12 protein-coding genes are annotated in these 13,826 nt (G+C 64.3%); 6 read left to right on the top strand and 6 right to left on the bottom strand.

Annotated features, from left to right (window positions below; genetic code table 11):
• Nucleotides 1-19: 19 nt before the first annotated feature.
• Nucleotides 20-1,423, bottom strand: coding sequence for an MATE family efflux transporter (locus FJ443_RS00865; protein ID WP_140491373.1), 1,404 nt, complete (start codon nt 1,421-1,423; stop codon nt 20-22).
• A gap of 255 nt (nt 1,424-1,678) precedes the next feature.
• Between FJ443_RS00865 and FJ443_RS00860 the strand changes: the two genes are divergently transcribed.
• The 6 genes from FJ443_RS00860 to ugpC all read left to right on the top strand — a co-directional run bounded on the left by FJ443_RS00860 (nt 1,679) and on the right by ugpC (nt 8,108).
• The gene (locus FJ443_RS00860) at nt 1,679-2,596 is read left to right on the top strand and encodes an AraC family transcriptional regulator (RefSeq protein ID WP_140559037.1); all 918 of its coding nucleotides are present in this window, start codon (nt 1,679-1,681) and stop codon (nt 2,594-2,596) included.
• A gap of 242 nt (nt 2,597-2,838) precedes the next feature.
• A complete protein-coding gene (locus FJ443_RS00855) occupies nt 2,839-4,110 on the top strand; it encodes an extracellular solute-binding protein (protein ID WP_140662396.1) in 1,272 nt (423 codons plus the stop codon).
• 154 nt (nt 4,111-4,264) lie between these two features.
• Nucleotides 4,265-5,131, top strand: a complete 867-nt coding sequence (locus FJ443_RS00850; protein ID WP_140563613.1) for a sugar ABC transporter permease — start codon at nt 4,265-4,267, stop codon at nt 5,129-5,131.
• 11 nt (nt 5,132-5,142) lie between these two features.
• Nucleotides 5,143-5,955: a carbohydrate ABC transporter permease gene (locus FJ443_RS00845; RefSeq protein ID WP_140491365.1), complete on the top strand. Its 813-nt coding sequence runs from the start codon at nt 5,143-5,145 to the stop codon at nt 5,953-5,955.
• A gap of 15 nt (nt 5,956-5,970) precedes the next feature.
• On the top strand, nt 5,971-7,017 hold the full coding sequence (locus FJ443_RS00840) for an NAD(P)-dependent alcohol dehydrogenase (protein ID WP_140559031.1): 1,047 nt from the start codon (nt 5,971-5,973) through the stop codon (nt 7,015-7,017).
• 2 nt (nt 7,018-7,019) lie between these two features.
• Nucleotides 7,020-8,108 carry a sn-glycerol-3-phosphate ABC transporter ATP-binding protein UgpC gene (ugpC, locus tag FJ443_RS00835; protein WP_140662394.1) on the top strand — a complete coding sequence of 363 codons (1,089 nt, stop codon included), beginning with the start codon at nt 7,020-7,022 and terminating at the stop codon, nt 8,106-8,108.
• Nucleotides 8,109-8,116: 8 nt separating this feature from the next.
• Here ugpC and FJ443_RS00830 read toward each other — a convergent pair whose 3' ends face one another.
• The 5 genes from FJ443_RS00830 to FJ443_RS00810 all read right to left on the bottom strand — a co-directional run bounded on the left by FJ443_RS00830 (nt 8,117) and on the right by FJ443_RS00810 (nt 13,803).
• A complete protein-coding gene (locus FJ443_RS00830) occupies nt 8,117-9,703 on the bottom strand; it encodes an FGGY-family carbohydrate kinase (protein ID WP_140662392.1) in 1,587 nt (528 codons plus the stop codon).
• On the bottom strand, nt 9,700-10,383 hold the full coding sequence (locus tag FJ443_RS00825) for an HAD family hydrolase (RefSeq protein ID WP_140514364.1): 684 nt from the start codon (nt 10,381-10,383) through the stop codon (nt 9,700-9,702). The genes FJ443_RS00830 and FJ443_RS00825 overlap by 4 nt, the downstream gene beginning before the upstream one ends.
• A gap of 9 nt (nt 10,384-10,392) precedes the next feature.
• Nucleotides 10,393-11,871 carry a mannitol dehydrogenase family protein gene (locus tag FJ443_RS00820; RefSeq protein ID WP_140662390.1) on the bottom strand — a complete coding sequence of 493 codons (1,479 nt, stop codon included), beginning with the start codon at nt 11,869-11,871 and terminating at the stop codon, nt 10,393-10,395.
• 160 nt (nt 11,872-12,031) lie between these two features.
• Complete coding sequence (locus FJ443_RS00815; protein WP_140662388.1) at nt 12,032-12,802, bottom strand: L-iditol 2-dehydrogenase; 771 nt, start codon at nt 12,800-12,802, stop codon at nt 12,032-12,034.
• A complete protein-coding gene (locus FJ443_RS00810) occupies nt 12,799-13,803 on the bottom strand; it encodes an ABC transporter ATP-binding protein (RefSeq protein ID WP_140514369.1) in 1,005 nt (334 codons plus the stop codon). The genes FJ443_RS00815 and FJ443_RS00810 overlap by 4 nt, the downstream gene beginning before the upstream one ends.
• Between the last annotated feature and the right edge of the window lie 23 nt (nt 13,804-13,826).

The following is a 13,826-nucleotide window of genomic DNA, read 5'->3' as shown; positions in this document are numbered from 1 at the left end:
AACCCGGCGGCCCTCTGCATCAGTGTTCGAACACCAGCGGCGGCGCGAGGCGATCCCGCCGTAGCCAGCGCGCCAGAAGCAGCGCCGCCACCACCGCCAGTCCGCTGGACAGCCCGATCCAGATGCCGACGCCATGGAAGCCGAACGGGAAGGCGAGCAGCACGCCCAGCGGCAGGCCGACGCCCCAGTAGCCGATGGCGGCATAGATCATCGGCACCTTGGTGTCGTGCAGGCCGCGCAGCATGCCGGCGGCAACCGCTTGCGCGCCGTCGAAGACCTGGAACAGGGCCGCGAAGACCAGGAACGATACGGCAAGCGTGATCACCCTGGCATTGGCTGGATTGGTCAGATCGATGAAGGCGCTGATCAAGAGATGCGGCCACAGGATCATTACCAGGCCCATCAGGGCCATGAACGAGACGCCGATGACGAAGGCGGTCCAGCCGGCGCGCGAGACGCCTTCCGGATTGCCGGCGCCATGCGCAAGCCCGACGCGCACCGTCACCGCCTGGTTGAGGCCGAGCGGCACCATGAAGGAGATCGACGCGATCTGGATGGCGATGGCGTGCGCGGCAAGCGAATCCGCGTCGATCAGGCCCATCAGCAGCGCCGCGGCGTTGAAGATCGTCACCTCGAAAGCCAGGATGCCGGCGATCGGCAGGCCGAGCCGCAGCAGGCCCTTGAAGCGCGGCCAGTCGGACCGCCAGAAGCGGCCGAACAGATGATAGCGCCTGAATTTCTTCTCCCACATCACCACGGCGGCCATGCCGACGAACATCAGTGTTGAGGACAGCGAGGTGGCAAGGCCCGAGCCTGATATGCCCATGGCCGGGACGCCGAGATTGCCGAACATGAACACCCAGTTGAAGAGCGCGTTGCAGGCGACGGCGACGAAGACGATGATTAGCGCCCAGCCCGGCCGCTCCAGCGCCGAGATGAAGGAACGCAGCACGATATAGCCGTAGAAGGGCAGCACCGCCCATTCCAGCCAGCGCAGATAGATGCCGGCGCTGTGCGCCAGAGCGGGCTCCTGGCCCATGGCGAGCAGCACGTTCTCGCCGTGCCAGAGAAAGATCCAGATCGGGATGCAGATGAGGATCGCCAGCCACAGGCCCTGGCGCACGGTGCGGCGCAGGTCGCGCACCGAATGACGGCGGCGGCCGAGCTCGGTCGCCATCATCGGCGAGGTCGCCAGCATCAGGCCCAGGCCGAAGATCAGCGGCATGAAATAGAGATTGGCGCCAAGCGCGCCGCTGGCCAGCGTGTCCGCCCCCAGCCTGCCCATCATCATGACGTCGGTGGCCGTCATGGCGGTCTGGCCGAGATTGGTCAGCACCATGGGCCAGGCGAGCGCCAAAGTCGCCCTGATTTCCTGACGCCAAAGATTTTCCGGCGCGCGAGCGCCGGCTTCGATCGCAGACATTATTCCGCTCTTTCAAGGTTGCGGCGCATCGGCAAAAAAGCCGGAAGCCGCGTGTCAAACGGCAAAACCTTCAGTTTCGCGGCGTTTGCGCCGTCTCTTGAACGAAATGCGACATGAAGGCAAGGGAGGAGGCACCGTAAGAGATTGAGCCAGCGGCATGTCAGGGAGATGCCTGCGTCTCGTTCCCTTGCCGGCCAGGGGCTGCTACGGATCATCAAGAGACATGAGCAGCCGGCGAATTGCCGGGAGGGAAGGATGCAGTTCAGGCGCAGGAAAAATCCGGCCGCGATCCCGCGCACGGCGCCGGCCTTCGAACATATCGTCACCGAGGCGAGCGACAGTTTCCTGTGGCGGCTGGACGACTATCCCTGGGAGCGCAATGTCTGGAATTTCCATCCTGAGTACGAAATCCACCTGTTGCGAAAATCTTCCGGCGTCGTGCTGGTCGGCGACCACATCGGCGAGTTCGGGCCGGGTTATCTGACCATCGTCGGCGGCGGGCTGCCGCATGATTGGGTGACGGCGGTGCAGCCGGGCGAACTGATCGAAGGCCGCGACATCGTCCTCCAGTTCGATGCCGAGAGGCTGCGCGGCTCGGCTGGCCTGTTGCCCGAACTGCGCGAACTGGAGCCGTTTCTGGAGCGGTCGCTGCGCGGCATGGTTTTTCATGGCCGCACGGCATTGGAAGGCGCCGAGCTGATGGAACGGATGGGGGAGGTCAGCGGGCTAACCAGGTTCTGCCTGTTCCTGAATCTCGTCGATCTCCTCGCCAGGACCGACGAATACGAGCTGTTGTCCTCGCCGGATTTCTCCCCTGTTCTGGATGCCGCCTCGCTCGACATCATCCAGCGCACGCTGACCTATCTGTTCCAGCATTTCGCCGAGGATCTGAAGCTGCCTGATGTGGCGGCGCTCGCGGGAATGACCGAGAGCACATTCTCGCGCTTCTTCCAGAAGAACACCGGCAATTCCTTCAGTGACCACCTTGCCAAGCTGAGGCTCTGGCAGGCCTGCAAGCTGCTGGCCGATACCGATATTCCGATCACCGACATCTGTTTCCAGGTCGGCTACATGAACATCTCCAATTTCAACCGCGCCTTCATGCGCAAGCACAAGATGACGCCGTCATCCTATCGCAAGCTGTCGCGGCAGCGGCTGGCGATGCGCGCGTAAGCACGCCCTAAAAACCACCGCCCCCGAGTCCGTTCGATACTCATGTGAGATTGGCCGCAACGGGATGCCGGTTTTTGCGCCGCACAATGCATAAAAGTACAGGTCTTCTGCAACGGGGCTTCTAGCGCGAGCCGCTGCAACTCCGCATTTTGGCGATGGGTGGCAAGTCGCTCGGGCGATGGTGAGGATCGCGCAAGCCGAGGACGTCCGCTTCCTGCGACGTGTTCCTGGAGGAGAAAATAATGAAACCAATTCGGCTCGCTGCCAGCCTTGGTGCAGCTTTCATGCTTTCCGCTACCGTTTCCACCATCGCTTTGGCGCAGGCGCCGGTCTGCTCGGCGCCGGTCAAGGTGCTGGCGCAACCACGTGACGGCCTGACGCTTCTGGAGGACTCCAAGGCCGAGTTCGAGAAGCTTGCCGGCGCCGGCTTCCAGATCGATTACCTCAACGAGAACGACCGCCGCGCAAAATCGCGCGCCGATGCGTCCACGGTCGGCAACTACAACGTCTACTATGTCGACGAAGCCAATGTCGCGCTGTTCGCGTCCTCGAAATGGATCGTGCCGCTGAGCGATTATTATCCGGCCGACTACGACTATGCCGATTTCGATCCGGGCCGCCAGAAGGTCGCCACCTATGATGGCAAGGTCTGGTTCGCGCCGCTGACCGGCGGCGGCGACCTGATGGTCTATCGCAAGGACGTGCTGGAGGCAGCCGGCATCCAGCCGCCGAAGACGCTCGACGAGCTGATCGCCGACGTGCCGAAGCTGACCAATCCGGACAAGGGCATGTATGGCATCGCGCTGCGCGGCGCGCGCGGTTCGGGCGCCAATGTCTGGCGCTGGATGCCGTTCTTCAAGGCCTATGGCGGCCAGTGGTTCGACGGCGACAAGCCGGTCTTCAATTCCGACGCCGCGGTCAAGGCGACCGAGACCTACCTGAAACTGTTCAAGGATTCGGCGCCCGGCACGCAGACCGGCAGCTGGGATGAATCGACCGGCGCCTTCCTGTCGGGCCAGGTCGCGATCCTGGTCGAATCGACGCCGCTGTCGGGCATGGCGGTCGACCCGAAGACCTCGCAGGTCGTCGGCAACATCGGGTTCCTGCCGCCGCCGTCGCCACTGCCCGGCGGCGGTTACGGCCATGGCCTCGCCATCGCGACGAAGGCCAATGCCGACGACGCGTCGAAGAAATGCGCCGGCCTGTTCATCGCCTGGGCAACATCGAAGGAAAACGAGAAGCGCCGGCTCGACGCCCACCAGTTCGGCGAGCTGAACCGCACCAGCATCCTGGCCAGCAAGGAATTCGCCGATATTTACGGCGCCGATCTCGGCCAGGCACTGGCCGAAACCGGCAAGGTCACGGCGGTCAATTTCTGGCAGGACCCGCGCTGGCCCGATCTCGGCGACCGCTGGGGCATCATCCTCGAGGAACTGGTCACCGGCACCCGCACCGATATCAAGGGCGGCCTAAACGAACTCGAGGCTTATGCCAACGAGCTGGTGAAGAAATAAGCCATCCTCCCCCTGCGGCGCGCGGTCCACGGCATTCGGTGGAGCGCCGGAACCTGTGCGCCGCAGGTCTTGGTTCATCATTGCGGTTTGAGCCAGCCTTCGCGCGAAAGGTCAGTCATGCTCAATCGTTCGAGACGCAGCAGAGGTTAGACAGATGCCGCGACGCTCATCCCTGCCGGTCACCTTCGTCGTGCCGACACTCGTCATCCTTCTGGTGCTGTCGATGGTGCCGACGCTCTACGCGGTCGTCATCGCCCTGCAGAACCGTGAACTCAGCTCGACAGCCTATTCCTATGTCTGGCTCTCGAATTTCGCCGACCTGTTCGTCGACCGCCGCTTTCTCAACGCCGTCTGGGTGTCGGTGAAATGGGAATTCGTCACGGTTATCGCGACGATGACGGTCGCCATCGGACTGGGCGTCCTGATGTTCGAGGTCGCCTCGCCGCGCCTTCGCAACGTCTATTGCCTGCTGTTCATCATCCCGGTCCTGCTGCCGCGCGTCTCGGCGGCCTTCGTCTGGAAGTTCGCCTACCATCCGCTCTACGGCATCGCCACTTACCCCTACCGGCTGCTGACCGGCGGGCTGATCTTCGATCCGCTGTCCAAGCCGTCGACGGCGCTGTTCGCCGTCGCTTCGGTCGACGTCTGGCAATGGGGCCTGTTCTTCGCCGTCATCGTGCTGAAGCTCCTGGAAACGCTGCCGCCGCAGCCGATCGAGGCGGCCCGGCTCGACCATGCTAAACGCTGGCAGATCCACGCCTATGTGACCTTGCCGATGCTCAAGGCGCCGCTGGTCAGCCTGATGTTCGTCAAGATGATCGAGTCGCTGCGCTCCTTCGACCTGATCTATGTGATGACCCGCGGCGGTCCGGGCGTGGCGACCGAAACGCTCGACATGTACGCCTTCTCGCAAGGCTTCATCGAGTCCGGCAAGGTCTCCTACGCCTCGGCGATGGCGGTGCTGATGATGATCGCCACGGTCATCACCTTCACCATGCTCTGGAAGCGGGCGCAGGCATGAGACCATATCGCATGAGACCCGGCCGCCTGATCGGCAAGACCGTGCTGGCGTTTGCAGGCTTCATGGCCGTGTTTCCTTTGCTGTGGACGGCGCTCAATTCGCTGAAGAACAATGTCGACATCATCACCCGCGTCCCGCGCCTGGTGTTCACGCCGACGCTGGCTAACATCAGCTATATCGTCGGCCGCGACAGCGTCATGACCGGCCTCTACAATTCGGTCGTCGCCTGCGGTTGCGCGGTGCTGATCGGCGTGGTGCTCGGCCTACCGGCGGCTTACGCGGTGGCGCGCTACCCGAACCGTTGGGCCGGCGACATCCAGTTCTTCGTTTTGTCGCTTCGCTTCCTACCGCCGGTGGCGGTCGCCATTCCGCTGATGGTGATCTGGCTGCAGCTCGGGCTTTACGACACGCTCGCCGCGCTGATCGTCACCTATTGCCTGCTCACCATCTCGGTGATCATGTGGCTCGCCATTCCCGCCTTCCAGGCCGTGCCGAAGGAGGTCGAGGAAGCCGCCTTCGTCGATGGCTACGGCGCCTATTCGGTGTTCTGGAGGATCGCGCTGCCGGTCGCGGCGCGCTCGCTGATCGGCGCGGTGGCTTTCAGTTTCGTGCTGGTCTGGAACGAGTTCCTGATAGCGCTGATGCTGTCGAGCTCCAACGCCAAGACCTTGCCGATCGTCGCCTCGGAACTCTCCCAGCAAGGCATGAACGTGCCATGGGGAATCCTGAACGCCTCGGTCGTGCTTCTGTCGCTGCCGCCGCTTTTGTTTCTCGGCGTGCTCAGCGGATTCCTGAATTCCGTTTTCCGGCAAAAAAAGACTTGAAGCGAGGACGACACGATGCGGGCACTGGTGCTTGAGAAAAAGGGCGAGCTGGCCCTGCGCGAGATCGCGTTGCCGCTCGACGTAGGCCCGGACGACGTCAGGATCGCCATCCATACGGTCGGCGTCTGCGGCAGCGACGTGCACTACTACACCCATGGCGCCATCGGCAGCTATGTCGTGCGCGCGCCGATGGTGCTCGGCCACGAAGCGTCCGGAACGATCGTCGAGATCGGCGCCAATGTCCGGACGCTGAAGGTCGGCGATCGCGTCTGCATGGAACCGGGCGTACCGAACCTGTCGTCGCGGGCGACAAAACTCGGCATCTACAATGTCGACCCGGACGTCACCTTCTGGGCGACGCCGCCGGTGCACGGCATTCTGGCGCCGCAAGCCGTGCATCCGGCGGCGTTCACCTACAGGCTGCCCGACAACGTCTCCTTCGCCGAAGGCGCGATGGTCGAACCTTTCGCCATCGGCATGCAGGCGGCGGCGCGCGCGCGCATCGTTCCGGGTGACGTGGCGGCTGTGGTCGGCTGTGGCCCGATCGGCATCATGATCGCGCTGGCCGCCCTGGCCGGCGGCTGCTCGAAAGTGCTGATTTCCGACTTCTCCGCGCCCAAGCTCGAAATTGCCGGGCGCTATCCCGGCGTCGTTCCGGTCAACATCGGCGAGCAGCCGCTGGTCGATGCGGTGCGCGCGGCCACCGATGGCTGGGGTGCGGACATCGTCTTCGAGGCCAGCGGCAGCCCCAAGGCCTTCGCTGATTTGTTCGACGTCGTGCGCCCCGGCGGCGCGGTGGTGCTCGTCGGGCTGCCGGTGGAGCCGGTGTCGCTCAACGTGCCGGCGGCCATATCGAAGGAAGTGCGCATCGAAACCGTGTTCCGCTATGCCAACATTTTCGACCGCGCTTTGCAGCTCATCGCTTCCGGCAAGGTCGATCTCAAGCCGCTGATCACCGGCACCTATCCCTTCTCCGACAGCATCGAGGCTTTCGAGCGGGCGGCGGCAGCGCATCCGCAGGACGTCAAGCTGCAGATCCTGCTCAGCGGCGAAAAGGGCTGACCATGTCCGCGATCACCTGTTCTCATGTCGACAAGGCCTATGGCACCACGACGGTCATCCGCGACCTCAATCTCTCGATCGAGGAGCACGAGTTCGTCGTGTTCCTTGGCCCGTCCGGCTGTGGCAAGTCGACCTTGCTGCGCATGTTGGCGGGGCTGGAGGACATCAGCGGCGGCGAGGTCTCGATCGGCGGCACGGTGGTCAACGATCTCGATCCGGGCGACCGCGGCATCGCCATGGTGTTCCAGAACTACGCGCTCTACCCCCACATGACGATCTTCGACAACATCGCCTTCGGGCTGCGGCGCCAGAAAGTGCCGGCGGCCGAGATCCAGAAGCGGGTCGAAGCGGTGTCGAGGACGCTCGGGCTGGAACCCTATCTCGGCCGCAAGCCGGCCGAGCTTTCCGGCGGCCAGCAGCAGCGCGTGGCGATCGCGCGCGCCATGATCAAGACGCCGAAAGTCTTCCTGTTCGACGAGCCGCTGTCCAATCTCGACGCCAAGCTGCGCAACCACATGCGCGTCGAGATCGCGCGGCTGCACCAGTCGCTGAAGACCACCACCGTCTATGTCACCCATGACCAGCTCGAAGCGATGACGCTCGCCGACCGCATCGTGCTGCTCAAGGACGGCGTCATCGAGCAGGTCGGCTCGCCGGCGGAAATCTACGAGCGGCCGGGCAATCTGTTCGTTGCCGGCTTCATCGGCACGCCGAACATGAATTTTGTCGACGTGACGATGGCCCGGAAAGGAAATGGCTGGACGCTGACCAATGGCGGAACTGTCTTCACCGTCAACGGCTCGCGCTTCAAGCTCCAACATGGCGAGCAGGCGGTGCTTGGCATCAGGCCCCCGGATCTCAAGCCCGCGAACCCCGACAGCGCCGGAAATTTCCTGGCGGGAACGGCCGATCTCATCGAGTTTCATGGCAACGATGCACTGGTGACATTCGCTCTTGGCGGCAAGGAGATCAGCGCACTCGTTCCCAGCCGCGTCTGCCCAACTATCCGCAGCGATGTCCGCTATACGTTTGACGAATCGGATATGCATCTGTTCGATGCCAAGTCCGGCCTATCCTTGTTGACACGCTAAGGCGCGTTCTACTGGATCGCGTCGAGCGCCTGGCGTTGCCGGTGCATCTCCAGGAAAATCCGGTAGTCGCGATCGAAGCGGGCGCCGGCGGCCGGGTTGGCGGCGCGGGTCCTGCCGCCCTGCTGCATGGCCAGACAGGCCGCGTTGAGGTCGCGGAAAAGCCCGGCGGCGGTCGCAGCCACCATGCCTGTGCCGAGCAGCACCGCCTCGTCGGCCAGCGGCTCGACCACCGTGCAGCCGGTGGCGTCGGCATAGAGTTCCATCAAGAGCGGATTTTTGGTGTGGCCGCCGGTGACATGCAGCGTGTCGATCAGATAGCCATTCTCGTTCAGCGCTTCCAGCACGTGGCGCACGCCGAGCGCGATGCCGACGGCGGTGCGCCAGTAAAGCCGGCACAGGCTGTCGAAGGAGGAATCCAGCGTAAGTCCGCTGACCACGCCGACCGCATGTGGATCGGCGAGGGGCGAGCGGTTGCCGTGAAAGTCGGGCAGCACATGCAGCCGGCCGGCAAGGGCGTCGCCCTCCGCCGCGCGCAGCTCGGCGACGCGGCTTGCAATCCTGGCATGCATGGCCGCGTTCGGCTCGCCGCCCGCGCCATGCCAGCGGATGATGTGGTCGAGCAGGGCGCCGGTGGCCGACTGGCCGCCCTCCGACAGCCACAGCTTCGGTAGCGCGGCGCCGTAGTATGGCCCCCAGACCCCGGCGAAGGGCTGCGGATCGGGTGACATCGCCATGACGCAGGAGGATGTGCCGGCGATCAGCGCCAAATGACGGCCGATATTCCGCTCGTCGCCGGCAAACCCGCCGAGCACGCCAAGCGCACCGGCATAGGCATCGATCACCCCGGCGCCGACCCGGCATGTCTCCGTCAGGCCGAGCTCCGCCGCTGCTTGCGCGCTCAAAGAGCCGATGTAAGCGCCGACCGGACTGGCTCTTTCGGGCAGATTGCCGTGCTCGAAGAGGTCGCCGAGGCCGACGAGTTCGAAGAAATCGCGCTGCCATGCGGGTTCCCGGTGCGCCAGATAGGTCCATTTGGCGGTCAGCGTGCACTGCGAGCGGGCCAGCGACCCCGTTGCCTGCCAGGTCAGGAAGTCGGTAAGGTCGAATAGATAGCCGGCTTTATTCCAGGTCTTCGGCAGGTTTCGCTTCAGCCACATCAGCTTCGGCGTCGCCATTTCCGGCGACATGACGCCGCCGATATAGTTGAGCACCTCATGGCCGCTCGCCGTGCATTCGTCGGCCTCGGCGATGGCGCGGTGATCGAGCCAGACGATGGTATCCCAGCGCTCCTCTCCGGTCACCGAAACGCTGAGCTGGCCGCCTTGCCTGTCGCGCACGACCAGCGAGCAGGTGGCATCGAAGGAAATGCCGGCAATGTCCTCGGCGGCAACACCGGATTTTTCGCGGGCCGCACGCACCGCGGCGCACACGGCTGACCAGATATCGCGCGAATCATGCTCGGCGTGATCGGCTTTCGGCTGGTGCATGGCGATCGGGTGCTCGGCGCGGCCGAGCAAGGTGCCACTGGTGTCGAGAATGCCCGCGCGGGCGCTCCCGGTGCCGACATCGACCGCGCAAACGAACTGTTTCGTCAAGATGCTCTGTCTCTCGCTCCCAGGCCTGCAATCAGATCGGGCAATTGCAGCATGTCAGCGAATATAAAGTCCGGCTCACTCGACGCAAGCCGCGCTTTCAGGGCAGGGTTGCCGGCATGCGCGCCGCCGGTGAAGGCGAACACGCGCATATCAGCCGCCCGCGCCGCCGCGACGCCGGCGGGGCTGTCCTCGATCACAAGGCATTTGCGCGGATGCGCCCGCATCGAGGCGGCGGCATGAAGGAACAGGTCGGGCGCCGGCTTGCCCCTGGCCACCATGCCGGCACTGAACAGATGCGGCTCCATCAATCCGAGCAGGCCGGTGACGTCGAGCGTATAGCGGATGCGGTCGAGCGTGCCCGAGGAGGCGACGCAGAACGGCAAGCCGAGCCTCGGCAGCACTTCCTTGACGCCGGCGATTGGCTTCAGCTCCTCGCGGAATTTGCGCATCAATTCGACACGCATCGTGGTCAGGTGCTGATCGGTGATGGGCAGGCCGAAGTCGCGGGCGAGGATCTCGCGCACGCTTTTCATGCTCTTACCGAGGAAATGCTCGTAGGCCGTATCCTCGCCGATACTGCCGCCGGCAAGCGCGATCATGCCGAGCAGTGCCGAGACCGACAGCGCCTCGCTGTCCACCAGCACGCCGTCGCAGTCGAAAATGACCAGTTCCGGCGCCATGGTCCCGTTTCAGAGCTTGCCGGCGAGGTAGCGCGTCAGCGTGGCGCGCGTGCCATCCGTCCACAGCAGGTTCAATGCATGCGCGAAAGCCTCGACGAACGCGGTGGCGCGCCCGACATCGCCATAGATGTCTTCCATCGCAAGCCAGGCGGCGGGCGCGTCCTTTGCCGCCTTTGCCGTCGCCTGCAAGCGGTCCCAGTTCGGATCGTTGGGCTCGATGACCGCGCCGCTGTCCGTCGTGCCGAAGCAGTAGCGGCACCACAGCGCCGATTCCAGTGCCAGGCCGGCGACGCTCTTTCCCGCCTTCAGGCGGTCGGCGATGGTCGGGATGATGAATTTCGGCTGGCGATTGGACCCGTCGAGACAAAGCCGGCGCACCGTGTCGCCGATCTTGGGGTTGGAAAAGCGCCTTTCGATGAGCTGGTAATAATCCTCCAGGACCGTGTCTGGCACCGGCGGTACGGTCGGAATGATTTCGTCATGCTCGAGCTTGTCGAGAAAGCCGCGCACCAGCGGCTCCTGCATCGCCTCATGCACGAAATGGATGTCCATCAGCCCGGCCGGATAGGCGATGGTGGCATGGCCGCCATTGAGGATGCGGATCTTCATCAGCTCGTAGGGCGCGACGTCTTTGACGAACTGCACGCCGACCTTTTCAAGCGGCGGCCGGCCGTCGGTGAAATGGTCTTCCAGCACCCATTGCCGGAAGGGTTCGCAAAAGACAGGCCAATTGTCCTCGACGCCGAAATCCTTGGCCAGGATCGCGCGTTCGCGGTCCGACGTGGCCGGCGTGATGCGGTCGACCATCGCGTTCGGGAAAGCGACATTGCCGCCGACCCAGGCCGCCAGATCCTCGTCGATCAGGCGGGCCAGCCCGATGACGCCATCCGAGGTGACATGGCCGTTGTGGGGAATGTTGTCGCAGGACATCACCGTGAACGGCACGATGCCGTCGCCGCGCCGCCGCACCAGGCCGGCGAGGATGATGCCGAACACGGTCTTCGGCGTCGCGCCCGGCTGCGCATCGGCGACGATATCGGGATGCGTCGGGTTGAACACGCCGGAGGCAGGATCGATGAAATAGCCGCCTTCGGTGATGGTCAACGACACGATCTTGATCGCCGGATCGGCCAGCCGTTCGATGATGGCGGCGGCATCGCCCGGCGTCAGGAAGTCGATCATGGCGCCGGTGACGCGGGCGCTCATATGACCCTCGTCCTGCTCGACCACCGTCGTCAGCCAGTCCTGCTCTTCCAGTTTGCCGCGGCCGATCTTCTCGCCCTCGAACACGCCGGCGCCGACCAGCGCCCAGTCGTGGCCGACGCCCGAATTGAACAGCTCGTCGAGATAGACGGCCTGGTGCGAGCGGTGGAAGTTGCCGACGCCGAAATGCACGATGCCGGCCTTCAGCGCTGCGCGGTCGTATTTCGGACCTGCGACCCTGGCCGGCAGGTTGGCGAGATTGGCGGAAGAGAGTTTCACGGTCATCTGTTTACCCTTTGGCCGGGTTGCGGCCTTCGTTACCCTTCTCTCCCCTTCACCGGGAGAGGGTAGGAAGCGGCACATGCCTTCCGAGGCGATGCGGCCGCCACCTTGATGTTGGCCTCTTCTCCCCGCGGAGGCACGGGGAGAAGAGGCCGCCCCCGCCTCAACTCATCCACTGGCCGCCATCGACATTGTAGGTCTGGGCGACGATATATTCGGCGTCGCTGCTGGCGAGGAAGACCGCCATGCCTGTCAGGTCCTGGGCCGTGCCCATGCGGCCATAGGGCACGCTCTCGCCGACCAGCTTCTTCTTCTCGCCCTTCGGCCGGTTTTCGAACTTGGCGAACAGCGCATCGACATGATCCCAGTGCTCACCGTCAACGACGCCGGGCGCGATGGCGTTGACGTTGATGCGGTGCTTGATCAGGTCGAGTCCCGCCGACTGGGTCAGCGAGATGACGGCGGCCTTGGTGGCGCAATAGACGCCGACCAGCGGTTCGCCGCGCCGCCCGGCCTGGCTCGCCATGTTGATGATCCTGCCGCCTTTGCCCCGCGCGATCATCGAGCGGGCGGCCGCCTGCAGCATGAACAGCGTGCCGGCGACGTTGACGGAAAACAGTTTGTCGTAGCTCGCCTTGGTAATGTCGACGATCGGCGCCAGGTCGAACAAAGCGGCGTTGTTGATCAGGATGTCGAGACCGCCGGTCCTGGTCTCGACGGCCTTCACCGCCGCGTCGATGGAAGCGAGGTCGGTGACATCGAGCTTGACCGCATAGGCCTTGCCGCCGATCTCGGCGGCCGTCTTTTGCGCCGCCTCGAGGTTGATGTCGGCTATGGCAACGGTGGCGCCTTCGCCGACATAGGCTTCGGCGAAGGCCTTGCCGATGCCGCGCGCCGACCCGGTGATCAGCGCCGATTTGCCTTTCAGCCTCATGCCGCCGACGCCTTGCCGTCGGGGCCGAAGCGATGCAGCTTGGCCTTGTCGGGCGTGAGATAAATACTGTCGCCATGGTGGACGCTGAGTTCGCCGTCGGCGCGCACCGTCAGCGGGCCGACACCGTCGGCCTGGACATGCAGGAACGTGTCGGATCCCAGGTGTTCGGCAACGCCGACTGTTGCCTTCCAATCGCCCGCCGTGGTCGAGATCGCCATGTGCTCGGGCCGGATGCCGATGGTCTTGGCGCCGTACTTCGCCGCCGGGGCGCCTTCGATCAGGTTCATTTTCGGCGAGCCGATGAAGCCGGCGACGAACAGGTTCTTCGGCGTCTTGTAGAGCTCCATCGGCGAGCCGACCTGCTCGACATTTCCGGCATTCAGCACGACGATCTTGTCGGCCATGGTCATCGCCTCGACCTGGTCGTGGGTGACGTAGATCATCGTCGTCTTGAGCTGGTGGTGCAGTTCGCTGATCTCCAGCCGCATCGTGCCGCGGAGTGCCGCGTCGAGGTTGGACAAGGGTTCATCGAACAGGAAGGCCGAAGGCTGGCGCACGATGGCGCGGCCGATGGCGACGCGCTGGCGCTGGCCGCCGGAAAGCTGGCCGGGGCGGCGCTCCAGATAATTGGTGAGGTTGAGCACGCGCGCGGCGTCCTTCACCTTCCTGTCGATGGTCGCCTGGTCCTCGCCCGCCATCTTCAGCGGAAAGGCGATGTTCTTGGCCACCGTCATGTGCGGGTAGAGCGCATAGGACTGGAACACCATGGCAAGCTTGCGCTTGGCCGGCGCCTCGCCGGTGACGTCGCGACCGTCAATGTTGATGGTGCCGCCGCTGGTGTCCTCCAGGCCGGCGATCAGGCGCAGCAGCGTGGACTTGCCGCAGCCCGACGGGCCGACGAAGACGACGAACTCGCCGTCCTCGATGACGAGATCGATGTTCGGAATGATCGACGTCGAGCCGAAGGATTTCGAGACGTTCTTGAGCGTGATATTTCCCATGCTTTCCTCCCGGTGGATTTCCG

Origin of the sequence: Mesorhizobium sp. B2-6-1, assembly GCF_006440475.1 — a bacterium.
Classification (GTDB): domain Bacteria; phylum Pseudomonadota; class Alphaproteobacteria; order Rhizobiales; family Rhizobiaceae; genus Mesorhizobium.
The sequence above is the reverse complement of the archived record's forward strand: the minus strand, read 5'-3'. Positions and strand labels throughout refer to the sequence as shown.

Coding starts and splice junctions, on each gene's coding strand:
- FJ443_RS00865 (WP_140491373.1), bottom strand. CDS start 1,423: ATGTCTGCGATCGAAGCCGGCGCTCGCGCGCCGGAAAATCTTTGGCGT.
- FJ443_RS00810 (WP_140514369.1), bottom strand. CDS start 13,803: ATGGGAAATATCACGCTCAAGAACGTCTCGAAATCCTTCGGCTCGACG.
- FJ443_RS00845 (WP_140491365.1), top strand. CDS start 5,143: ATGAGACCCGGCCGCCTGATCGGCAAGACCGTGCTGGCGTTTGCAGGC.
- FJ443_RS00855 (WP_140662396.1), top strand. CDS start 2,839: ATGAAACCAATTCGGCTCGCTGCCAGCCTTGGTGCAGCTTTCATGCTT.
- FJ443_RS00850 (WP_140563613.1), top strand. CDS start 4,265: ATGCCGCGACGCTCATCCCTGCCGGTCACCTTCGTCGTGCCGACACTC.
- FJ443_RS00820 (WP_140662390.1), bottom strand. CDS start 11,871: ATGACCGTGAAACTCTCTTCCGCCAATCTCGCCAACCTGCCGGCCAGG.
- FJ443_RS00825 (WP_140514364.1), bottom strand. CDS start 10,383: ATGGCGCCGGAACTGGTCATTTTCGACTGCGACGGCGTGCTGGTGGAC.
- FJ443_RS00840 (WP_140559031.1), top strand. CDS start 5,971: ATGCGGGCACTGGTGCTTGAGAAAAAGGGCGAGCTGGCCCTGCGCGAG.
- FJ443_RS00815 (WP_140662388.1), bottom strand. CDS start 12,802: ATGAGGCTGAAAGGCAAATCGGCGCTGATCACCGGGTCGGCGCGCGGC.
- FJ443_RS00860 (WP_140559037.1), top strand. CDS start 1,679: ATGCAGTTCAGGCGCAGGAAAAATCCGGCCGCGATCCCGCGCACGGCG.
- ugpC (WP_140662394.1), top strand. CDS start 7,020: ATGTCCGCGATCACCTGTTCTCATGTCGACAAGGCCTATGGCACCACG.